General features: G+C 59.8%; 23 protein-coding genes. All 23 read right to left on the bottom strand.

Annotated elements, in window-relative coordinates:
* Positions 1-520 precede the first annotated feature (520 nt).
* Positions 521-1,660 carry a flagellar biosynthesis protein FlhB gene (gene flhB / locus AC1DIG_RS28255; RefSeq protein WP_427539043.1) on the bottom strand — a complete coding sequence of 380 codons (1,140 nt, stop codon included), beginning with the start codon at positions 1,658-1,660 and terminating at the stop codon, positions 521-523.
* A 3-nt stretch (positions 1,661-1,663) separates the two neighbouring features.
* Entirely contained in the window at positions 1,664-2,446 is a 783-nt protein-coding gene (gene fliR / locus AC1DIG_RS28250; RefSeq protein ID WP_123584007.1) for a flagellar biosynthetic protein FliR, read from the bottom strand.
* Positions 2,447-2,449: 3 nt separating this feature from the next.
* Complete coding sequence (gene fliQ, locus AC1DIG_RS28245; protein WP_054596295.1) at positions 2,450-2,719, bottom strand: flagellar biosynthesis protein FliQ; 270 nt, start codon at positions 2,717-2,719, stop codon at positions 2,450-2,452.
* 24 nt (positions 2,720-2,743) lie between these two features.
* Positions 2,744-3,493, bottom strand: a complete 750-nt coding sequence (gene fliP / locus AC1DIG_RS28240; protein WP_477769959.1) for a flagellar type III secretion system pore protein FliP — start codon at positions 3,491-3,493, stop codon at positions 2,744-2,746.
* Positions 3,493-3,924 carry a flagellar biosynthetic protein FliO gene (fliO, locus tag AC1DIG_RS28235; protein WP_103315621.1) on the bottom strand — a complete coding sequence of 144 codons (432 nt, stop codon included), beginning with the start codon at positions 3,922-3,924 and terminating at the stop codon, positions 3,493-3,495. Before fliO ends, fliP begins: the two co-directional genes overlap by 1 nt.
* A complete protein-coding gene (fliN, locus tag AC1DIG_RS28230) occupies positions 3,925-4,386 on the bottom strand; it encodes a flagellar motor switch protein FliN (RefSeq protein WP_477769958.1) in 462 nt (153 codons plus the stop codon).
* A 69-nt stretch (positions 4,387-4,455) separates the two neighbouring features.
* Positions 4,456-5,424, bottom strand: a complete 969-nt coding sequence (gene fliM, locus AC1DIG_RS28225) for a flagellar motor switch protein FliM (protein WP_010456950.1) — start codon at positions 5,422-5,424, stop codon at positions 4,456-4,458.
* A gap of 9 nt (positions 5,425-5,433) precedes the next feature.
* On the bottom strand, positions 5,434-5,934 hold the full coding sequence (gene fliL / locus AC1DIG_RS28220; RefSeq protein WP_477769957.1) for a flagellar basal body-associated protein FliL: 501 nt from the start codon (positions 5,932-5,934) through the stop codon (positions 5,434-5,436).
* 240 nt (positions 5,935-6,174) lie between these two features.
* Positions 6,175-7,569 (bottom strand): flagellar hook-length control protein FliK, encoded by a 1,395-nt coding sequence (locus tag AC1DIG_RS28215; protein ID WP_477769956.1) that lies wholly within the window; start codon positions 7,567-7,569, stop codon positions 6,175-6,177.
* A 105-nt stretch (positions 7,570-7,674) separates the two neighbouring features.
* Positions 7,675-8,019, bottom strand: a complete 345-nt coding sequence (locus AC1DIG_RS28210) for an Hpt domain-containing protein (protein ID WP_477769955.1) — start codon at positions 8,017-8,019, stop codon at positions 7,675-7,677.
* Positions 8,020-8,049: 30 nt separating this feature from the next.
* Positions 8,050-9,756 (bottom strand): ATP-binding SpoIIE family protein phosphatase, encoded by a 1,707-nt coding sequence (locus tag AC1DIG_RS28205; RefSeq protein ID WP_477769954.1) that lies wholly within the window; start codon positions 9,754-9,756, stop codon positions 8,050-8,052.
* A 5-nt stretch (positions 9,757-9,761) separates the two neighbouring features.
* Positions 9,762-10,070, bottom strand: a complete 309-nt coding sequence (locus AC1DIG_RS28200) for an STAS domain-containing protein (RefSeq protein WP_019692386.1) — start codon at positions 10,068-10,070, stop codon at positions 9,762-9,764.
* Positions 10,071-10,152: 82 nt separating this feature from the next.
* Complete coding sequence (gene fliJ, locus AC1DIG_RS28195; protein WP_216741855.1) at positions 10,153-10,602, bottom strand: flagellar export protein FliJ; 450 nt, start codon at positions 10,600-10,602, stop codon at positions 10,153-10,155.
* Positions 10,603-10,608: 6 nt separating this feature from the next.
* On the bottom strand, positions 10,609-11,967 hold the full coding sequence (fliI, locus tag AC1DIG_RS28190) for a flagellar protein export ATPase FliI (protein ID WP_477769953.1): 1,359 nt from the start codon (positions 11,965-11,967) through the stop codon (positions 10,609-10,611).
* Positions 11,957-12,784, bottom strand: coding sequence for a flagellar assembly protein FliH (gene fliH, locus AC1DIG_RS28185; protein WP_477769952.1), 828 nt, complete (start codon positions 12,782-12,784; stop codon positions 11,957-11,959). The genes fliI and fliH overlap by 11 nt, the downstream gene beginning before the upstream one ends.
* Before the next feature lie 4 nt (positions 12,785-12,788).
* Positions 12,789-13,808: a flagellar motor switch protein FliG gene (fliG, locus tag AC1DIG_RS28180; RefSeq protein WP_019692390.1), complete on the bottom strand. Its 1,020-nt coding sequence runs from the start codon at positions 13,806-13,808 to the stop codon at positions 12,789-12,791.
* Complete coding sequence (fliF, locus tag AC1DIG_RS28175) at positions 13,801-15,588, bottom strand: flagellar basal-body MS-ring/collar protein FliF (protein ID WP_477769951.1); 1,788 nt, start codon at positions 15,586-15,588, stop codon at positions 13,801-13,803. Before fliF ends, fliG begins: the two co-directional genes overlap by 8 nt.
* A gap of 14 nt (positions 15,589-15,602) precedes the next feature.
* Entirely contained in the window at positions 15,603-15,932 is a 330-nt protein-coding gene (gene fliE / locus AC1DIG_RS28170; protein WP_427529933.1) for a flagellar hook-basal body complex protein FliE, read from the bottom strand.
* Between the two features lie 290 nt (positions 15,933-16,222).
* A complete protein-coding gene (gene fleR / locus AC1DIG_RS28165; protein ID WP_477769950.1) occupies positions 16,223-17,623 on the bottom strand; it encodes a sigma-54-dependent response regulator transcription factor FleR in 1,401 nt (466 codons plus the stop codon).
* Entirely contained in the window at positions 17,623-18,822 is a 1,200-nt protein-coding gene (locus tag AC1DIG_RS28160) for a sensor histidine kinase (RefSeq protein WP_477769949.1), read from the bottom strand. Before AC1DIG_RS28160 ends, fleR begins: the two co-directional genes overlap by 1 nt.
* Positions 18,823-18,950: 128 nt before the next feature.
* Positions 18,951-20,426 carry a sigma-54 dependent transcriptional regulator gene (locus AC1DIG_RS28155; RefSeq protein WP_477769948.1) on the bottom strand — a complete coding sequence of 492 codons (1,476 nt, stop codon included), beginning with the start codon at positions 20,424-20,426 and terminating at the stop codon, positions 18,951-18,953.
* Between the two features lie 170 nt (positions 20,427-20,596).
* Entirely contained in the window at positions 20,597-20,893 is a 297-nt protein-coding gene (fliT, locus tag AC1DIG_RS28150) for a flagellar protein FliT (protein ID WP_123423334.1), read from the bottom strand.
* A gap of 10 nt (positions 20,894-20,903) precedes the next feature.
* Entirely contained in the window at positions 20,904-21,299 is a 396-nt protein-coding gene (gene fliS / locus AC1DIG_RS28145) for a flagellar export chaperone FliS (RefSeq protein WP_427529926.1), read from the bottom strand.
* Positions 21,300-21,314: the final 15 nt, after the last annotated feature.

The following is a 21,314-nucleotide window of genomic DNA, read 5'->3' as shown; positions in this document are numbered from 1 at the left end:
GCTGTTGATCTTGATCCACCCGCCCCTATCGGGAGGCCGAGTGGAGGTGTTCATCAGGGGGTGGGCGCGCAGCGCCGTACGGCGCAGCCGGACACATCGAGAGGAGGTCGTCGCGAAGCAGACCGTAGGCGATGCCCCCTGATGAATGCCGGAACGAGGGTACGCCGAGCCTAGGCGAGGTGCCGTACGCTTGGGGCGAGCGTTTTTTTGCTTACTTTTTTTAGGCGCTTGTAAAAAAAGTGAGTCGCCGTCAGGCGAAACCGTAAGTGGCCGTTACCGCAGAAATGGATATGTACACCTGCAAGAGATGGGTCGGCTGTCAGGCCGCCATCGCAGGCAAGCCAGCTCCCACAGGTTTGATTGGGGTACATCCGCGGGAGATTGGTCGGCTGTCAGGCCGCCATCGCAGGCAAGCCAGCTCCCACAGTTTTGATTGATGTACATCCGCGAGAGATGGGTCAGCTGTCGGGCCGCCATCGCAGGCAAGTTAGCTCCCACAATTTTGATCAGCGTATGCCGGTCAGGAATCGCGGCGCAGATCCGGCGGAATCGGCAAATCATCCTTGAGCGGATCCGGCCGCTTACCCTTGCCGGCACGGTACTGGCGAATCTGATAAACGTAAGCCAACACCTGAGCAACCGCCAGATAGAGCCCACCAGGAATTTCCTGGTCAAGCTCCGTGGAATAGTAGATCGAACGCGCCAGAGCCGGCGACTCAAGCAGCAAGACCTCGTTGGCCACCGCGATTTCGCGGATCTTCAGCGCCAGGAAGTCGCTGCCCTTGGCGACCAGCATTGGCGCCCCACCCTTCTCCGGATCGTACTTGAGCGCCACCGCATAGTGGGTCGGGTTGGTAATGACCACATCGGCCTCAGGAATGGCCGCCATCATCCGCCGCTGGGACATCTCGCGCTGCAACTGGCGAATCCGCTGTTTGACCTCTGGGCGACCTTCCTGATCCTTATGCTCGTCGCGCACTTCCTGCTTGGTCATCAGCAGCTTCTTGTGACTCTGGTAAAGCTGAACCGGCACATCGACCGCCGCGATCAGAATCAACCCGCACGCCATCCACAAGGTGCTCCAGCCCACCAGCTGCACACTGTGAATAATCGCCTGCTCCAGTGGCTCATGGGCGATTCGCAACAAATCGTCGATGTCCGAACGCAGCACGCTCAGCGCGACGAACAGCACCAGCAGGAATTTTGCCAGGGCCTTGAGCAGCTCGATCAGCGCCGTGGACGAAAACATCCGCTTGAGGCCGTTGGCCGGGTTCATTCGACTGAACTTGGGTGCCAGGCTACTGCCGGCGAACAACCAGCCGCCCAAGGAAATCGGGCCAATGATCGCCGCCAGCAACAAGGTCAGCAGCACCGGTTGCACCGCAATAATCGCGATCTTGCCCGACTTCAGCAAATACAGGCCCATGGCGTCCGGGGTCAGCACCACTTCACGCGGCAGGGAGAAGTTCAGGCGCATGATTTCCAGCAGGTCCAGCGCCAGACCACCGCCATAGATCAGCAACCCGCCCGCCCCGGCCAGCATCACCGCCAGGGTATTGAGTTCTTTGGAGCGCGCGATCTCGCCCTTTTCACGGGAGTCCCTTTTGCGCTTGTCCGTGGGGTCTTCTGTCTTGTCCTGACCGCTCTCGCTTTCAGCCATGACTCAGCGCGCCTGTGCCATATCACGCAACAACTGCAAGGCCTCGACGGCCAACGGTTGATACTGGTTGAGAATGTCCCCCAGGCTGACCCAGAAAATCACCAGGCCCAGCACCAGGGTCAACGGAAAACCGATAGAGAAGATATTCAGTTGCGGCGCCGCACGGGTCATGACCCCGAAGGCAATGTTGACCACCAACAATGCGGTGATTGCCGGCAATACCAGCAGCATCGCCGCCCCCAGCACCCAGCCCATCTTGCCGGCCATTTCCCAGAAATGATTGACCAGCATGCCACTGCCTACCGGCAGGGTCGTGAAGCTTTCCGTGAGGACTTCAAACACCACCAGGTGGCCATTCATCCCCAGAAACAACAACGTCACCAGCATCGTCAAGAACTGCCCGATGACGGCCGCCGACACGCCATTGGTGGGGTCGACCATGGACGCGAAGCCCATGCCCATCTGAATCGAAATAATCTGCCCGGCCACCACGAACGCCTGAAAGAACAACTGCAAGGAGAACCCCAGCAGCGCGCCAATCAGTATCTGTTCGGCAATCAGCAGCAGGCCACTCAAATCCAGCGGATTGACCTGCGGCATCGGCGGCAGGCCCGGCGCGATGACCACCGTTATCGCCACTGCGAAATACAGTCGGATACGCCTGGGCACCAGGGTCGTGCCGAAGACCGGCATGGTCGTCAGCACTGCGCCAACCCGGAATAGCGGCAGCATGAAGCTGGCCACCCAGGTACTGATTTGCGCGTCGGTCAGCGCCAGCAACGACATGGCTTAGCCGATCAACTGCGGAATGCTGGTGTACAAGCGCAGGATGTATTCCATGAACGTTTGTATCAGCCACGGACCGGCAACGATCAGCGTGATCAGCATCACCAGCAAACGCGGCAGGAAACTCAGGGTCTGCTCGTTGATCTGGGTGGCTGCCTGAAACATCGCCACCAACAGCCCCACCAGCAAACTCGGAACGACCAATATGGCGACCATCATGGTGGTCAGCCAGAGCGCTTCACGGAACAGGTCTACCGCAACTTCAGGAGTCATATCGCCCTACCCGCCCACTTATGCCTAAACACCGCCGAAACTGCTCGCCAGCGTACCGATGATCAACGCCCAACCATCCACCAGCACGAACAGCATGATCTTGAACGGCAGCGAAATAATCAGTGGCGAGAGCATCATCATGCCCATGGCCATCAGCACACTGGCAACGACCAGGTCGATGATCAGGAATGGAATGAAGATCATGAAACCGATCTGGAACGCGGTTTTCAGTTCCGAGGTCACGAAGGCCGGCACCAGAATGGTCAGAGGAGCCTGATCCGGCGTCGCGATATCGGTGCGCTTGGACAGGCGCATGAACAGCTCAAGATCGCTGCTGCGGGTCTGCGCCAGCATGAAGTCCTTGATCGGTACTTGCGCCTTGAGTACCGCATCCTGAGCCGTCAGCTTTTCGGCCAGATACGGCTGCAAGGCATCCTGGTTCACCCGATCAAAGACCGGCGCCATGATGAACATGGTCAGAAACAGCGCCATGCCGGTGAGGATCTGGTTCGACGGCGTCTGCTGCAGGCCCAGGGCCTGACGCAGGATCGAAAACACGATGATGATCCGGGTGAAACTGGTCATCAGCATGACGAACGCCGGGATGAAGCTCAGCGCGGTCATGATCAGCAGGATTTGCAGGCTGACCGAGTATTCCTGAGCGCCATTGGCGTTCGTGCCCAGGGTGATCGCCGGAATCGACAGCGGGTCGGCAGCGAACGCCAACGGCGCGGCCAGCATCAGGGCCAGTGTCAACAGGATGCGCAACGGCATTACTTCTTATCCTTATCTTTACCCAGCAACTCCATCAGACGCTGGGCAAACTCGGGGGTCGCCTGCTCGGTGCTCGGCACTTGCACCGGTTCCTTGAGCACATGCAACGGGGTAATGGTGCCCGGCGTCAGCCCAAGCAGAATCTGCTCGTTACCGACTTGCACCAGCACCAGGCGATCACGCGGCCCGAGGGCGCGCGAGCCGATCAGCTCGATCACTTGCCCTTTGCCGGCAGGACCCGCCTGCTGGACGCGGCGCAACAACCAGGCGAGGAAGAAGATCAGACCCAGCACCAGCAGCAACCCCAGCACCAGCTGAGTCAACTGCCCGGCCACGCCGCTGCCGACCGCTGGTGTCGCGACCGCCGCTACCGGTTCCGCCGCCCACGCACTGAGCGGCAAGGCCAGCAATACGCCGAGAAACGCCTTCACTCAGCGCAGCTTCTTGATGCGTTCGCTTGGGCTGATCACGTCGGTCAGGCGGATGCCGAACTTCTCGTTGACCACCACCACTTCGCCGTGAGCGATGAGCGTGCCATTGACCAGCACGTCCAGCGGTTCGCCGGCCAGACGGTCAAGCTCGATCACCGAGCCCTGGTTGAGCTGCAGCAGGTTACGAATGTTGATATCGGTGCTGCCGACTTCCATGGAAATCGACACCGGGATGTCCAGAATCACGTCCAGGTTAGGACCGTCGAGGGTCACTGGCTCGTGGTTCTTCGGCACGCTGCCGAATTCTTCCATTGCCAGGCGACCGGAGGACGACGAACTCGCCGCATCGGCGGCCAGCAAGGCGTCAATATCGTCCTGTCCGGCATCACCGGTTTCTTCGAGCGCCGCAGCCCATTCATCGGCCAGCGCCTGGTCGTCCTGGGTATTCATTTCGTCAGCCATCATTTGTCCTCAGCGGGCAACCAATCAATTGGACGCCGTCAATTAAAAGCGAATGTGTACGAACGCGGATCAGCGTCGCTCGATCGGCTCGATCACTTGCAACGCCAGGTTGCCCTTGTGGGAGCCCATCTTGACCTTGAAGGCCGGCACGCCGTTGGCGCGCATGATCATCTCTTCCGGCATCTCGACCGGGATCACATCCCCTGGCTGCATGTGCAGGATGTCCCGCAGGCGCAGCTGGCGACGGGCAACCGTGGCACCGATCGGCACGTCGACATCCAGCACGTCCTGACGCAGGGCGTTGACCCAACGTTCATCCTGATCGTCGAGGTCCGACTGGAAGCCGGCATCGAGCATTTCGCGTACCGGCTCGATCATCGAGTACGGCATGGTCACGTGCAGATCGCCGCCACCGCCATCGAGTTCGATGTGGAAGGTCGAGACCACCACCGCCTCGCTCGGCCCGACGATGTTGGCCATGGCCGGGTTCACTTCCGAGTTGATGTACTCGAAATTGACTTCCATGATCGCTTGCCAGGCTTCTTTCAAATCAACGAAGGCCTGTTCCAGCACCATGCGCACGACGCGCAATTCGGTCGGGGTGAATTCACGGCCTTCGATCTTGGCGTGACGACCGTCACCGCCGAAGAAGTTGTCCACCAGCTTGAACACCAGCTTGGCGTCGAGGATGAACAACGCAGTACCGCGCAACGGCTTGATCTTGACCAGGTTGAGGCTGGTCGGTACGTACAGCGAATGCACGTATTCGCCGAACTTCATCACCTGCACGCCACCGACAGCGACGTCCGCCGAACGCCGCAGCATGTTGAACATGCTGATGCGCGTGTAACGGGCAAACCGCTCGTTGATCATTTCCAGGGTCGGCATGCGTCCACGGACGATGCGATCCTGACTGGTCAGGTCATAGCTTTTGACACTGCCCGGTTCAGCAGCGTTGTCGGTCTGCACCAGACCATCGTCGACGCCATGCAACAGCGCATCGATCTCATCCTGGGACAGCAGGTCCTGCACGGCCATGTCGTGTTCCTACTGCAGTACGAAATTGGTAAACAGCAACTGGTCGATAACGACTTTGCCGACTTCTTTCTGCGCCACTTCCTGCACACTGGCAGTGGCTTTCTGGCGCAGCATTTCCTGACCGACCGGAGTCGCCAGGGTGTCGAAATTCTGCCCGGAGAACAGCATCACCAGGTTGTTGCGAATCACCGGCATATGCACTTTGAGGGCATCCAGATCAGCCTGGTTACGCGCCTGCAGGGTAATGCTCACCTGCATGTAGCGCTGACGGCCATTCTGGTTGTAGTTGGCCACGAAGGCCGGAGCCATGGGTTCATAAATCGCCGCAGGCTTGGCATTACTGGCGGTTTCGGCTGCAGGCGCAGGCTTGCTCTGAGCGCTGTGCATGAAGTACCAGGTCGCCCCCACGGACAGACCGATCGCCAGCAGCACGGCCAGCACAATCACGAGAATAAGCTTGAGTTTGCCTTTCCCGGCAGGGTCTTTCACTGCTGCTTCGCTCTTCGCCATGCCAATAATCCGTCACTATTCGAGTTTTCACAGGTGCACGGCAAGGCAAGAGCAAGTGTTATGCCAGAAGTGTCAGGAGGGGAAATGGCTCTGAATGATGCGTGACGAACGCACTCTATGAAACGCAATGAATCTAATGTGGGAGCGGGCTTGCTCGCGAAGCAGGCACCGCGGTTTATCTGTTAAACCGCGTTATCGTTCTTCGCGAGCAAGCCCGCTCCCACAGGGTCCTGCGCTCGGTCAGGCGTAGTAATCGACTGCGCTGGAGCCGATGACGCTGGTCGTGCTGGCAGCCGCTTCAGCCACGCTTGCCGGCAGCTCTTCATCTGCCGAATCCAGACGACCACCGCTGGCAGTCGTGCCGGCGCCCTGGCCTTGCTGAGCCTGCTGCTGTCCCTGCCCTTGCCAGCCGCGAGACTGGTCGGACACGCTGACATCGACCTGCCCCATGCCTTGCTGGGCAAACATGTCGCGCAGGCGGTGCATCTGGCTATCCAGCGCCTCACGTACGCCAACGTGAGCACTCATGAACGTCACTTGAGTCTGCTGATCGGGAACCATGTTCACCCGAATATCCAGGCGACCCAATTCCGCCGGCTGAAGCTGAATATCAGCCGCCTTGAGGTTGGCACTCGACAGGTACATGACCCGATTGACCACTTCCTCGGTCCAGCCGCTCTGATGCATGGCGATCGGTTGATTCACCGGCAACGCATTCGCGGTCTTTGGCGTGGCGGCCTGGGTCAGCGCTGCCAGGCGATTGGCGAAATCGTCAACGCGCGTGTCGCTGGTCGCCGACTTCAAATCCTTGAGCCCGTCGTCGATCAACCCGCTGAAGGACTTTTCGCCCCCCTGGCTGGTGCTGTCCTTGCTGGCCTGCACATCAAGCATGCTCGCCATGCCATTGGCAAAGTTTTGCGCCGTCGTGGGCTCACCATCAGCCTGATCCGGCGTCGCTTTGGTCGGGGACTGGCTGGAGGCCGACACGTGACCACTTTGCTCCAGGGCCAGGCGCACGGCCGGCATCGCGTCCAAAGGATCGGATGCAGGATCGAACGAGGGGTCCGTCGTGACCGCAGGCTGAGCCGGTGCAGGCGTCACCGTCGCCGCAAGAGCCGCATCGACTTGAGGCGGGGTCTGAACCTGAGCCTGAACGACCACTGGCGGTGCTTGTGGATCGGGTACCGGCACTGGCACCGGCGTCGGCTGCACCGCCTGCGCCAATGCCGGATCAAGGGTTGGGTCGAGCGGAGTGCTATCAGCTACCGGGGCATCTTTGACCGCTGCAGAATCGCTTGCGCCGCTTGCGGCCTTATCGCTGGCATCCGCCGGCTTGTCGGCGGGCAAGGATTTGCCGCTATCGGCAACGGTCGCTTGCGGGGCGGCAGACTTGTCGCCAGTCGCCACTTTTTTGCCGGAGCTGTCAGCGACTTTGTCACGCGCGCTTTTACCGGCCCCGTCGGTGCTTGACGCCGGGGTAGCTTGCGCCTGTTTGGCGTAGACCTGAGAAAAGCTGGCGGCCTTATCCCGGGGCTCTGCTGGCGCTGCCGGCGCATTGACAGGCACGCTGGCAGACACAGACGGAGTCTTGGCCTGCGAGGCGGTCTGAAGAAGCGAATTCGGGGCGAGGGGCATAGCGGTCTCCGCTGCACTGGGATCGTAGGTACAGTTGAGAAACAAAACTGCAAGGGTTGAGCCAAGTTTGCTCAAGCGCTGAAAAAAACTGCACCGATGGCGCTTTCAACAATGAAAGCGCTGGCGCTCTTCACGGTACAGTCGCCGGACGATGGCGAATTCGCCGTCGATTTCTCCGACCAGCTCTTCAATTCCCGCAAGGCTTTTTTGTTTGGCTCGCTGCTCCAGCTCATTGCACAGCTCAGCCAGGCGCGTAGCCCCCATATTGCTGCTGCTGCCCTTGAAGCTGTGGGCGGTACTGAGCAACTGGTCGGGGTCCTGAGTTTCGCGAAGCTGGGTCAAACGTGTTTCGGAATCCTGAAGAAAAGTATCCAGAAGTATCGGGTACTCATCCTCCATGACCTCTTGCAGCGCATTCAGTACGTCGTGATCCAGATGAATGTCAGTCACTTGTTCGCTCCTTGATCAAGAATGCACGGATTATGCCTGAGCCTCCCAGGAAAACTCCACGCGGGCACGCCGACCATTGTCCGACCAACTGGCTCGGTGACTCAACTGACGAATCAGGCTCACACCACGACCCGACAAACGGCCATCGTCGACCGGTCGAGCCATGACCCGCTCCACGTCGAACCCTGCGCCACTGTCTTCGACTTCCACCACCAGGCAGCCACCCGCACCTTGCGGCGACAGCTGCATATGCACCCGCAGGTAACCATCCTCAAGCGCCTCCAGACGCGCATTGCGCTGCTCGTAATACCGCGAAAACCCGGAGGCATCGCGCTTGATACTCGAATCCAGGCCCAGTACGCCATGTTCCAGCGCATTGGAATAAAGCTCGGCCAGCACGCTGTAGAGCGCCCCGCTTTGCGCCCGCAACCCATGCACCTCAAGCAACAATTGCATCAGATAAGGCAACGGGTTGAAGCGCCTGAGCGAATCTGCACGAAACTCAAAACTCACTGACCAATCCAGTGGGCAAGACACACTACTGTCGGAATACACCATGGCCGGAGGCGTGAGCTGCGCGGCCTCGAGCAGACTGACCTCAACCATGCTGACATCATCACGCGCCTCGCCCCGAAAATCCTGCAACGCCTGTTCAATTTCCTCGAACAACCGTTCTGGCTGGCGATTGTCGGCAAATACCCGCTCTAATCGCTCGACTCCAAACAGCTGCTCATTGGCATCACAGGTATCGATCACGCCGTCCGACAACAGGAATACCCGGTCGCCGAGGGCCATCGGGAACACCTCGGTGCGATCGTCAAAGGCTTGCGAACTCAACACACCCAGGGGCAGATGCCGCGCCAGCAACGTGGTGCGCTTTCCGCTGGCGATATCATGCAGATAACCATCCGGCATACCGCCGTTCCAGACCTCCACTGAACGACGCTGAAAACTCAGGCACAACAGGGTCGCGCAACAGAACATATCCACCGGCAGGATACGCTTGAGCTTGGCATTCATCTCGCACAGCATTTCCGCCAGGCCGTAACCCTTGGCAGTCATGCCATAGAACACTTCCGCCAGCGGCATGGCGCCGACCGCCGCCGGCAGGCCATGACCGGTGAAATCCCCCAGCAGCACATGCATGTCACCGGCCGGCGTAAATGCCGCCAGCAACAGGTCGCCGTTGAACAGTGCGTAAGGGGATTGTGAATAACGGATATTGGGAGCGCTCAGGCAACCGGAGTGAGCCACCTTGTCGAATACCGCCTTGGCCACCCGTTGCTCATTGAGCAGGTACTCATGGTGCCTGGCAATCAGATCGCGCTGCTCCAGGACCGTCGCCTGCAAGCGCCGCAAACGATCCATCGCCTTGATCTTGGCGCTGAGGATCACCTGGTTATAGGGTTTTGCCAGAAAGTCGTCGCCACCCGCCTCCAGGCAACGCGCCAAGGCTTCGCTTTCCGTCAGCGAGGTCAGGAAGATGATCGGCACCAGCGTTTCGCCGGCCAGCAGCTTGATCTGTCGCGCCGCTTCGAAACCGTCCATTACCGGCATCATCGCGTCCATCAACACCAATTGCGGACGCTGCTGCTGATACAGCTCAACCGCTTCGGCGCCGTTGGCCGCGGTCAACACCTCATGTCCCTGACGACGGACGATACTCGACAGCAACAAGCGATCGGCCGCGCTGTCTTCTGCGATCAGCACGGTCAGCGGCTCGGGCAGCGTCGACATGACGATCAACTGATGTCGAACAGCTTGTCGAAATTGGAGATGGCGAGGATTTTCTTCACATCGGAACTGCTGTTGACCACGCGAATATCGGAGTTGTCTCCGCCAGCATGATCACGCAACAGCAGCAACATGCCCAACGCCGAGCTGTCGAGGTAGGTCGCTTCTTTCAAGTCGACCACCACCGAGTTTGGCATCTGCCCGTCGGGGCGTTCGTAGGACTCACGAAATTCCTGATGCTTGGCGAAATCGAACCGCCCCTTGACCGAAATCGTGAGTTTTTGCCCATCCGGAGATACTTCTGTAACGACTGACATGCTGCGGCTTCCCTGTCATTGGCAACGTGTAGAAGGTTTAGCACTTGCAGGGGGCATGAGCAAGGCCATTTGAAAGCAACGCTCAATACGGGTCGTGGCGCGGCAAACGCTGGGAAAGCTCGTCGAGCAGCTTCTGCTCGCGCCGGTCTTCGAGTTGGCGAGCCTCATCAATGTAACGCTGCACCAGTTTGCGCAGCCCTTCAACCCGGGCAAACGCCTGCTGCCAGGTGTCACGCGCCTTGTTCAGGTTGTTCTGGTGCCAGGCCAGGCTTTGGCGCTGCTGATCGATCGCGGTGCCCAGTTGCGCAAGAAAGCCCTGATACCCCAGCAACCATTGCCCCGAGACGCCATGGCTGCCGCGTACGATCCATTGTTCCTGGTACTCGAGGCGGAAGCTTTCGAGGTCGGCGAGCTTGCTTTCGGCCAATCGCACCTGGCCCTGGAAGTGTCCCAGGCGCTGGGCGGCGGTCTTTTCGGCCTTTTCAGCCATATCGACCACGGGCGCCAGGCGCGCCGACCGGCTCTGGGCCATGAGGGGTTAGCCGCCAGCCGCCGGGGCGAAGATCGAGGCAAGGTACGCCTCGCTCTCACCCAGGCTGATGCTGTCGTTCAGGCCCTGACGCAGGTACTTGGCCAATTGTGGCTGCAACGAGATCGCCAGATCGGTTTCCCGGTCGCCGCCCGCCACATAGGCACCGACACTGATCAGGTCGCGACTTTGCTGATAACGCGACCACAGCTGCTTGAAATACTGCGCACGGGTCATGTGGTCCGGGCTGACCACCGACGGCATGACCCGACTGATGGACGCTTCGATGTCGATCGCCGGGTAATGCCCCTCTTCCGCCAGGCGACGCGACAGGACGATGTGCCCGTCGAGCACGCCCCGCGCGGCATCGGCGATCGGATCCTGCTGGTCGTCACCTTCGGACAGCACCGTATAAAACGCGGTGATCGAACCGCCGCCTGCCTCGGCATTACCGGCACGCTCCACCAGTTTCGGCAGTTTGGCGAATACCGATGGCGGATAACCCTTGGTCGCGGGAGGCTCGCCGATGGCCAGAGCGATTTCCCGTTGCGCCTGAGCAAAACGGGTCAGTGAATCCATCAGCAACAGGACGTTCTTGCCTTTGTCGCGGAAATACTCGGCGATTCGCGTGCAGTACATCGCGGCGCGTAGACGCATCAGCGGTGCATCGTCCGCAGGCGACGCCACCACCACGGAGCGCTTGAGTCCCTCTTCACCGAGGATGTGCTCGATGAATTCCTTGACCTCGCGACCCCGCTCGCCGATCAGCCCGACCACGATGATGTCGGCCTCGGTAAAGCGGGTCATCATGCCCAACAGCACACTCTTGCCGACGCCGGTGCCGGCGAAGAGACCGAGGCGCTGACCGCGACCGACTGTCAATAATCCGTTGATGGAGCGAATACCCACATCCAGCGGTTGGCTGATGGGGTCACGCTTGAGCGGGTTGATGGTCGGACCATCCATCGGCACCCAGTCTTCGGCTTTCATTCCGCCCTTGCCGTCCAGCGCACGACCGGCGCCATCCAGTACCCGCCCGAGCATGCTCATGCCCATCGGCAAGCGCCCGGCATCGGCCAAGGGCACGACCCTGGCGCCCGGGGCGATGCCGGCGACACTGCCGACCGGCATCAAAAATACCTTGCTGCCAGAGAAGCCCATGACTTCGGCTTCGACCTGTACCGGGTGATAACTGTCGTCGTTGATCACCATGCAGCGGCTGCCCATGGCAGCGCGCAGGCCCTCGGCTTCAAGCGTGAGGCCGACCATGCGCAGCAAGCGCCCTTCAAGGATCGGTTGGCCGGGAAGCTCGGTGGCATGCGCATAAGTACTCAGGCGCTTGCCGAAGCTGGTGCGATCAAGGCGCATCAGCGATTTCCGGCTCTGGCTCTGGCTCTGACTCTGGCTCAAGCGCCAAGGCAGACGGTTTTTCGCTGACGGGAAATTCCAGCGTCAAATCCGCCTCAGCCGGATGCAGCGCCTGATCGTGTAATTGATCGAACAGCTTGGCCATGATTTGCGTGATACGGGTCTCTACGGTCGCGTCGATGCGGCTGTGCTCGGTCTCGACCCGGCACCCGCCTGGCAACATGGCTTCGTCTTCGACGATGCGCCAGGTCTCTTCATGACGCTCGCGCAATGCCTTGACCAGCTCGAAGTCCTGCGGATTGATGTACAGACGCACATTCCCGACGCCCAACGGCAGCAATTTCAGGGCTTCGCGCATGACGTGTTCGATCTGCGTCGAATCGATGGCCAGTTCGCGCTGAATCACCTGTTTGGCAATGTGCCGGACCAGCCCGACCAGAGACTTCTCGATCTGCGTATCCTGCTCGGCAATCGGTTCGAACAGATTGCCCATCAGCAATTCAAGGCTGGCGAGCTTCGCACTCAGGGCCACGTCAGCTTCCTGACGAACCTTGAGCGTGGTGCTGTGAAAGCCTTCTCGCTCGCCAGTAGCGAAGCCTTCGTTGTAGGCTTCCTGTCGAATGCTTTCGAGCTCTTCGAGGGTCAGTGGCTGGACTTCCTCCAGCGGCACTTCTTCCATCTCTGGCGGTTCGGGCTCAGGCTCGGGTTCAGGCTCCGGGACGTGCGGGTCGAAGCTGGGCAACGACCAGATATCAAAACCGCGGACATCACGCGCACGGATCAGGTCAGTGGGCGACTCATCGCTCTTGGATGCCATGGCGTTAAATCATTTCCTCGCCGCCCTTCCCGCCGAGAACGATTTCTCCGGCTTCGGCCATACGGCGGGCAATGGTAAGGATTTCTTTCTGTGCGGTTTCCACATCGCTGACGCGTACCGGGCCCTTGGCCTCGAGGTCGTCGCGCAGCAATTCGGCCGCCCGCTTGGACATGTTCTTGAAGATCTTTTCCTTGACGCCTTCGTCCGAGCCCTTGAGGGCCAGCACCAGCACGTCCGAGGACACTTCGCGCAGCAATGCCTGAATCCCGCGGTCGTCGACATCGGACAGGTTGTTGAACACGAACATGAGGTCTTCGATCTGACCGGACAGGTCTTCGTCGACTTCGCGGATCGAGTCCATCAGTTGACCTTCGATCGAGCTGTCGAGGAAGTTCATGATGTCGGCTGCACGCTTGATACCGCCCAGGGTGGTACGCGCGGCGTTGGAGTTGCCGGAGAATTGCTTCTCGAGAATCTGGTTGAGTTCTTTCAGCGCGGCAGGCTGTACGGTGTTCAGCGAAGACACGCGCAAAATAATATCGAGGCGTACTTTATGGTCGAAGTTGCCGAGCACTTCGCCGGCCTGATCCGGGTCGAGATACGCCACGACGATGGCCTGGATCTGCGGGTGCTCGTAACGGATCACGTCCGCCACGGCACGCGGCTCCATCCACTTCAGGCTGTCCAGACCGCTGGTGTTGCCACCCAGCAGGATACGGTCGATCAGGCCGTTGGCCTTGTCTTCGCCCAGCGCCTGGGTGAGCATCTTGCGCACATAGTCATCGGAGCCGACGCCGAGGCTGGTCTGATCGCCGACGATGTCGACGAACTCGCTCATCACCTGCTCGACCTGCTCGCGGTGCACGTTGCCCATTTGCGCCATGGCCACACCCACACGCTGGACCTCTTTAGGCCCCATGTGGCGCAACACTTGCGCAGCATCGGTTGAACCCAGGGACAGCAGCAGAATCGCGGCTTTGTCGACCCGGCTGAGTTTGGCGATAGCGGCTCGGTTATCACTCATCTGCGTTAATCCACTCTTTCACGACCTGAGCCACACGACCCGGGTCTTCGGCCACCAGGCTCTTGATTGCGTTCAACTGTGCGTCATAGCCTTCGCTCGGGCTAGGCAGCAGAATACTTTGCGGGCCACCGAGGCTGACGCGGTCGTTGGCCAGTTCGCCGTCCAGGCCGCCCATGCCACCGAGCTCGACATCGCTGCCAAGACCCGCCAGTTGCTTGCCTTTGCCGCCGCCGGTGATGTTGTTGAGCACCGGACGCAGCACGCCGAACACCAGCACCAGGATGAACAGCACGCCGAGAACCTGTTTCACCACATCCCAGAACCAGGGCTGCGAGTAGAACGGAATGTCGGCGATGACTTCGCCACGCTCGGCCGAGAACGGCACGTTGATCACGCTGACGCTGTCGCCACGGCTGGCATCAAAACCGACGGCGTCCTGCACCAGACGCGTGAAGCGCGCCAATTCATCGGCGCTCCACGGTGCACGGGTGGTTTCACCGTTGGCCGCGTTGACCTTGACCTGATCATCCACAACGACCGCAACCGACAGGCGATTCAAACGACCCTGCTGTTGCTTGGTGTGGCTGATGGAACGGTCGAGTTCGAAGTTCTTGGTGGATTGTTGACGCTTGTCCGCCGGGTACGGTGCCAGCATCGGCTGACCGGTTGCCGGGTCCATGATTTGCTGGCCGTTGGCATCCAGCAGCGGCTGACCTGGCTGCACCATGCCCGCGGAAGCGCTCGAGCCACCGGTGGTTTGTGGCGCCGAAGCCGGCGATGGCGGCTGGTTGCTCAGCGCACCGGGAACGCCTTGCGGGCCGTTGCTGGCGGTGCGCTGTTCGGAAGTCGATTGCTCGCTGCGCAGGGCTGGCTGATCCGGGTTGAACTGCTCCGAAGTCGACTCGACTGCACTGAAATCCACATCGGCGGAGACTTCAGCCTTGTAGCGATCGTTGCCCAGCACCGGCTGCAGAATATTGTGCACACGCTGGGTGAGCATGCTTTCCATGCGGCGGCTGTAATCGAATTGCTTGCCGGCCATGGTCAGTTCGGAGTTTTCCGCCTGATCCGAGAGCAAGGTGCCCTTCTGGTCGACAACGGTGATCTGCGACTTGCTCAACTCGGGAACACTGGTCGCCACCAGATTGATGATGGCCATGACCTGGCCGGGTTCCAGCGACCGACCGGAATAGAGCTCGACCAGTACCGACGCGCTTGGCTTGCGTTCATCACGCACGAATACCGAGCTTTTCGGAATCGCCAGGTGCACGCGGGCACCCTTGACGTTGTTCAGGCTGGAAATGGTCCGCGCCAGTTCACCCTCAAGGCCGCGACGATAACGGGTCGCTTCCATGAACTGACTGGTCCCCAGGCCCTGGTCCTTGTCGAGGATTTCAAAACCGATATTGCCGTCGCTGGGAGTGACACCAGCAGCGGCGAGCTTGAGCCGCGCACGTGCCACATCATCGGCCTTGACCAGCAAGGCACCGGAGTTGGGTTCAATCGTATAGGGAATGTCAGCGGCGGCCAGGGTTGCCATGACCTGCTTGGCATCCATACCGGCAAGGCTGCCGTACAGCGGCCGATAGTCGGGTTGCTGCGACCACAGCACCACGGCAAAACCAATCGCCACGCTTGCAGCCAGGCCAACCAACAGGCCTACCTGACGCAGCATGGTCATCTCGGAAAGGTTTTCCAGGAAGGACAGACCAAACAACGGCGGTTTTCCGTCGACAGGTGTGGCCTTGGCCGGAACGTTATCGGCGACTGCTTCTGCCATGACTCAATACTTCCTTAGACCGGCATCTGCATGATGTCTTGGTATGCCTGTACCAGCTTGTTACGCACTTGGGTCAACGCCTGGAAAGACACGCTGGCCTTCTGCGAGGAAATCATCACATCGGTCAGGTCGACGCCGCTTTTGCCAATTTCGAACGCATTGGCCAACTGGTTCGAAGCCTGCTGGGTATCGTTGACCTTGTTGACGGCCTTGCCGAGCAGGTCAGAAAAGCTGCTACCGCCCATTTCCGGCACTGCAACGGCGGCTTTCGGCTGAGCCATGGCGTCCATTTGCATGGACCGCATGTCCAACATCAACCGATTAAATTCAATACCCTGGCTCATGGTCTACTCTCTCTGACGACCCGCAATTTTTTGACACTCATTCGGCGGATAGAGTGGTGTTAGCAACAAGGGTGCCAGCTCCATGGCGACCTTTCATAAAAGTCCGACACGGATCACCGCCCCGTAGCAGCTGTCGAGCTTGCGAGGCTGCGTTCGAGGCGGGCCGCGTTCGGACGAAGTCCTCGCAAACCCTGCGTTCGCGTTTTTTCTGGAAAATCTCGTCGCCCGGTTTACGACCGCTCCGCGGCCGAACGCCGCCTCGCAAGCTCGACAGCAGCTACAGATACGGTTCAGGTCGCGAACAGATAACCTTCAACGTCCATTCCCGCATCGCGCATTTGCGCCAGCTTGTAGCGCAAGGTCCGCGGGCTGATACCCAGGCGCTCGGCCGCTTCTTTGCGTCGCCCGCGCTCGGAACGCAATGTATCGATGATCATCTGAAACTCGCGACGCCGCAGGTCATCACCCAGCGCGCCCGCAGAATCGCCTTGCGGCGCCTCGACTTCGAGCACTCGTGACGACATTGGAACCGGCGCCAATACCGGCAGTGGCGCGCAAGCCACAGGCCCCGCAAGGCAGAAGTCCTGTGGCTGAATCAAACCACCCTGCTGCAAAATCAGCGCCCGCTGAATGGCGTTGTCCAGCTCGCGCACATTGCCCGGCCACGGATAACCGATCAGGCAAGCCTGAGCTTCCGGCGACAGCCTGGCGGCGGCATGCTTCATTTTATTGACGTGCTTGGCCAGCAGACGCTCGGCCAGCGGCAAGATATCGGCAGTGCGCTCACGTAACGGACGCCAGGCCAGCGGAAACACCGACAGGCGATAGTAAAGATCCTCACGAAAGCGCCCCGCCGCCACTTCGCCCGCCAGATCGCGGTTCGTGGTTGCCACCACCCGGATATCCAGCGCAATCGGCTTGCGCGCGCCCACACGCTCGACTTCACGCTCCTGCAGCACGCGCAGCAGCTTGGCTTGAAGCCCCAGGGGCATTTCGGAAATTTCATCGAGCAGAATGGTCCCGCCATCGGCTTGCTCGAACTTGCCGGCCTGAGCTGCAATAGCGCCGGTGAACGAGCCTTTCTCATGCCCGAACAAGGTCGCCTCGAGCATGTTGTCCGGGATCGCCGCGCAATTGATTGCAATGAACGGCTGACTGGCGCGACGCGAGTGCTGGTGGATGTAACGTGCCAACACTTCTTTGCCGGTCCCCGACTCACCCGAGATCAACACCGTCGAATCACTGCGCGCTACACGAGCTGCCAGCTCAAGCAACTGCGCACTGGCCGGCTCGAACGCCACCGGGCCTTCGCCTTCTGCGGCGCCGAGACAACCCAGGGCATGGCGCGACACCAGATCCAGCAAGGCCTTGGGCTCGAACGGCTTGACCAGATAGTCTGCCGCCCCCTGACGCATCGCATCGACGGCACGCTCAACCGCGCCATGGGCGGTCATCAGCAACACCGGCAACTGCGGCTGGCGAATTCGCAACAAACCCAACAACTGATGACCATCCATGCCCGGCATGTTGACGTCACTGACCACCAGACTGAAGGACTCGCTCGCCACAGCTTGCAGCGCATCTTCGGCCGAGCCCACTGCGGTGTAGTCGTGACCGGCCAGCAGCAGCGTATCCGCCAATGCTTCGCGCAGCGAGCGGTCGTCTTCGACCAGTAAAACCTTGATTGCCATCAGCCTCTTTCCACTCCTTGAGCGCTGGAAAACAACGGCAAGACCACCACCGCACACGTCCCACGGCCCAGCCGCGAGCGCAACTGCAATTCTCCCTGATGAGCACGGGCCACTGCCTTGACCACGGTCAGGCCAAGGCCGGTGCCGGTGGTTTTGGTGGTGAAAAAAGGCTCACCCAGGCGCGCCAGCACGACGGGGTCAATACCGCCACCGTTATCGCTGACGCACAGCCGAAGGGTGTTTTCACGGGTATATAGATGGACCTTCAGACGAACATCGCCAGCACTGGCCTGTATCGCATTTTCAATCAGGTTCAGCAGCGCACCGACCAGCGTGTCGCGATTACACAGCAACTCCCCGGCATGACTGTCGCACTGCCAACGCACCGGATAATCCTGGACATGCGTCAATGCCGCCGCTTGCAGCGATTGCAGGAGCGCCCCGGGCGTCACGCGATCAGTCAACGGCAACTCGCCGCGAGCGAACACCAGCATGTCCCGCACCTGATGTTCGAGCTCATGCAGGCGCTCTTTCAAACGCCCGGCAAACCGTTGCTGGGTAGCGACCGGCAACTCTTGCTCAGTCAAATGACTGGCGTACAGCAATGCCGCGGACAGCGGCGTGCGAATCTGATGCGCCAGGGAAGCGACCATCCGCCCGAGGGACGACAAGCGTTCATGGCGAGCCAGTTGATCCTGCAAGTGCCGGGTTTCGGTCAGGTCGTTGAGCAGCACCAACTGGCCCGGCTCGGCATCCAGCGAGCGCGTGGCAATCGACAGGCGTCGACCATCCTTCAGGGAAATTTCATGACCATCGTCTTCGCGTGGAGCAAAGCAGCGGGCAATCACATGACGCCACAACTCGCCTTCAAGCGGCAGACCCAGCAGTTCGCAGGCCGCCGGATTGGCTTCGCGCACCATACCCTGGGCATCAATGACGATGACGCCACCGGGCAACAAGTCGAGAAGGTTTTGCAGCCGGTTGGCCAGGCGCTCTTTTTCGGCCAGCTCTTGCATGCGCTGAGCACTGACCACCGCCAGTTCGCCCTTGAGCTCGGTGACCCGGGCTTCAAGCATGCTGTAGGAATCGGTCAGTTGGCTCGACATCTGACTGAACAGCGCGAACGCCTGCTCAAGGCCAAGCCGACTTGCCTGCTCTACAGAGGACGATTGCCCCGAGACTTCGGAGACAGGAGACATTTGGGCGGCGTGGGGCATCGTGCTCTCTCGCTGGGCTGACCGTCAGTTAAACGGAACGTTGCGAGGGACGTAGCAATACCCGTGCCTAAAAAAAACCGCCCATTATTCAGCGAGTTGAAAAACAGGCGTCAATCATCCGCCTGCTCATCACCTTCGCGACGGCTCATGCCGTACTTGCGCATCTTCTCGACCAGGGTGGTACGGCGAATGCGCAGGCGTTCGGCAGCACGCGCCACAATGCCATTGGCATCATCCAGTGCCTGCTGAATCAGGCCCTGCTCCAGGCCACCGAGGTAGTCCTTGAGGTCCAGCCCTTCCGGCGGCAGCATGGCGTTAGCGGTGAAGTCCGGAGTGTGGCCATTGATGGCTACCCGCTCTTCAAGATCGCTGCGCAAGCTATCGACCAGTTGCTCGTCTTCGTCGTCGACATACCGGAATTTCTTCGGCAACTCGACCACACCGATCACGCCATACGGGTGCATGATCGCCATGCGCTCGACCAGGTTGGCCAGCTCACGGACGTTGCCCGGCCAGCCATGACGGCACAGCGACATGATCGCTGCCGAGTTGAAGCGAATGGAACCGCGCTTCTCGTGCTCCATACGCGAGATCAATTCGTTCATCAGCAACGGAATATCTTCGACACGCTCACGCAGCGGCGCCATCTCGATCGGGAAAACATTGAGGCGGTAGTACAGATCCTCACGGAAGCTGCCGACCTCGATCATGCTTTCGAGATTCTTGTGAGTCGCGGCAATGATCCGCACGTCGACGCTCTGGGTCTTGTTACTCCCCACGCGCTCGAAAGTGCGCTCCTGCAATACCCGCAGCAGCTTGACCTGCATCGGCAGCGGCATGTCGCCAATCTCGTCGAGAAACAGCGTACCGCCGTTGGCCAGCTCAAAACGCCCGGCGCGGCTGGTGATAGCCCCGGTAAAGGCGCCCTTCTCGTGGCCGAACAATTCGCTTTCCAGCAGCTCGGCCGGGATCGCACCGCAGTTGACCGGCACAAACGGCGCGTCGCGCCGCTTGGAGTGATAGTGCAGATTGCGCGCAACCACTTCCTTGCCCGTACCGGACTCACCGAGGATCAGCACGCTGGCATCGGTATCGGCCACTTGCTGCATCATCTGGCGGACGTGCTGAATCGCCCGGCTGGTGCCGACAAGACTACGGAAAAGATTGGGTTCACGGTGACGACCGCGCTCGCGGGCCTGGTCGTACATCTCGCGATATACTTGGGCGCGGTGCAGGGAGTCGAGCAACTTGCTGTAGCTGGGCGGCATTTCCAGCGTGGAAAGTACCCGGCGACGCTGGTCTTCCGGCAGGTCAACGGAAGAATTATCGCCCATTAACAAAACCGGAAGGAACTCATCCCAGGTAGCGAGTGTCTTTAACAGGCCCGGAAGAGAGCCTGGAGCATTTACCGTCCCGATAAGAACGCAAATGACTTCACGACTTGATGACAAAGAGCCGACAGCCTGCTGCCAGTCATGGCTACCACAGGGTAAATTTTCTTCGCCAAGAAAATTTAAAATCACCGCCAAATCACGGCGGCGGACGCTATCGTCATCAATCAGCAGAATTTTGGTTTCACGCCACATGCAATAGCAACTTCCCTAGTCAACTCAATGCCCGAAATGAGTGGGCAAGCTAGACGCTTGCAGGCACGTTAGGCCTGATAGACGCCTGAAATCTTCAAACAGCCACTAGTTAAGTCAAAAAACCGTGCACAGTCAAATTTATGGCGCACTACGGTCGGATTAACTGAGCATTAACCGAACAGATGGTAAACCTTTGCCGCGTTCTGTGCTTGATGGATCTGCGACATCTCATCGAATATTGCCTGACGCTCTCCCGTCGCCGCCTCCAGCAACTGCCGATAGACCCCCAGCAACTCCTCGAGATTATCGCGCAACGCAGCCTCATCCAGCGAAGCCTCACTCAAAACGTCTTCCATGCAGGAACGGCAATCCAGGTCCAGTTGACCGATAGCTTCCCAGTTACGCTCGGCCAATGCATCGACCAGGGCTTCACGGGTTTGTTCGATACGCTGCAGTACAAGACTCACGGTGATCTCCTTAAAACTGCGGACCTGGCGCTGCGATGGCATCCCAGCCTTCTTTGACCGTCCCCAGCAAACTGGCGACTTCGTCAAGGATCTTCGGATCGCTCTTGATATTAGCCTCCGCCAGACGCTTCATCATGTAGACGTAGAGATTATCCAGCTCTCCTACTTCATCCGCCTTGTTCTCAAGGTCCAGACCTTCGCGCAGGCCACCAATGATGCCGATGGCCTTGCTGATGAATACACCTTTGCCCGGAATATCCTTTCGCTCCATGGCGCCTTTGGCCTGAGCAATACGATCCAGCCCACCTTCCATCAGCATCTGCACCAAGCGGTGCGGACTGGCTTCGGAGGTTTGGGCCTGCGCTCCAATTTTCTGATATTGCCGAAGGGCTAACATCGGATTCATGCTCTACCTCATCAC

It is taken from the genome of Pseudomonas sp. 05N431 (assembly GCF_056397005.1).
This window is presented reverse-complemented; position numbering and strand designations above follow the sequence as displayed.

Bases quoted from the DNA above. Each gene is read 5' to 3' on its own strand.
- fliI (WP_477769953.1), bottom strand. From the start codon at position 11,967: ATGCGCCTTGATCGCACCAGCTTCGGCAAGCGCCTGAGTACTTATGCG.
- fleR (WP_477769950.1), bottom strand. From the start codon at position 17,623: ATGGCAATCAAGGTTTTACTGGTCGAAGACGACCGCTCGCTGCGCGAA.
- flhB (WP_427539043.1), bottom strand. From the start codon at position 1,660: ATGGCTGAAAGCGAGAGCGGTCAGGACAAGACAGAAGACCCCACGGAC.
- fliE (WP_427529933.1), bottom strand. From the start codon at position 15,932: ATGAGCCAGGGTATTGAATTTAATCGGTTGATGTTGGACATGCGGTCC.
- fliM (WP_010456950.1), bottom strand. From the start codon at position 5,424: ATGGCCGTGCAGGACCTGCTGTCCCAGGATGAGATCGATGCGCTGTTG.
- fliG (WP_019692390.1), bottom strand. From the start codon at position 13,808: ATGAGTGATAACCGAGCCGCTATCGCCAAACTCAGCCGGGTCGACAAA.
- AC1DIG_RS28215 (WP_477769956.1), bottom strand. From the start codon at position 7,569: ATGCCCCTCGCCCCGAATTCGCTTCTTCAGACCGCCTCGCAGGCCAAG.
- fliL (WP_477769957.1), bottom strand. From the start codon at position 5,934: ATGGCGAAGAGCGAAGCAGCAGTGAAAGACCCTGCCGGGAAAGGCAAA.
- fliQ (WP_054596295.1), bottom strand. From the start codon at position 2,719: ATGACTCCTGAAGTTGCGGTAGACCTGTTCCGTGAAGCGCTCTGGCTG.
- fliJ (WP_216741855.1), bottom strand. From the start codon at position 10,602: ATGGCCCAGAGCCGGTCGGCGCGCCTGGCGCCCGTGGTCGATATGGCT.
- fliR (WP_123584007.1), bottom strand. From the start codon at position 2,446: ATGTCGTTGCTGGCGCTGACCGACGCGCAAATCAGTACCTGGGTGGCC.
- AC1DIG_RS28155 (WP_477769948.1), bottom strand. From the start codon at position 20,426: ATGTGGCGTGAAACCAAAATTCTGCTGATTGATGACGATAGCGTCCGC.
- fliN (WP_477769958.1), bottom strand. From the start codon at position 4,386: ATGGCTGACGAAATGAATACCCAGGACGACCAGGCGCTGGCCGATGAA.
- fliP (WP_477769959.1), bottom strand. From the start codon at position 3,493: ATGCCGTTGCGCATCCTGTTGACACTGGCCCTGATGCTGGCCGCGCCG.
- AC1DIG_RS28160 (WP_477769949.1), bottom strand. From the start codon at position 18,822: ATGTCTCCTGTCTCCGAAGTCTCGGGGCAATCGTCCTCTGTAGAGCAG.
- AC1DIG_RS28200 (WP_019692386.1), bottom strand. From the start codon at position 10,070: ATGTCAGTCGTTACAGAAGTATCTCCGGATGGGCAAAAACTCACGATT.
- AC1DIG_RS28205 (WP_477769954.1), bottom strand. From the start codon at position 9,756: ATGTCGACGCTGCCCGAGCCGCTGACCGTGCTGATCGCAGAAGACAGC.
- fliS (WP_427529926.1), bottom strand. From the start codon at position 21,299: ATGAATCCGATGTTAGCCCTTCGGCAATATCAGAAAATTGGAGCGCAG.
- fliF (WP_477769951.1), bottom strand. From the start codon at position 15,588: ATGGCAGAAGCAGTCGCCGATAACGTTCCGGCCAAGGCCACACCTGTC.
- fliH (WP_477769952.1), bottom strand. From the start codon at position 12,784: ATGGCATCCAAGAGCGATGAGTCGCCCACTGACCTGATCCGTGCGCGT.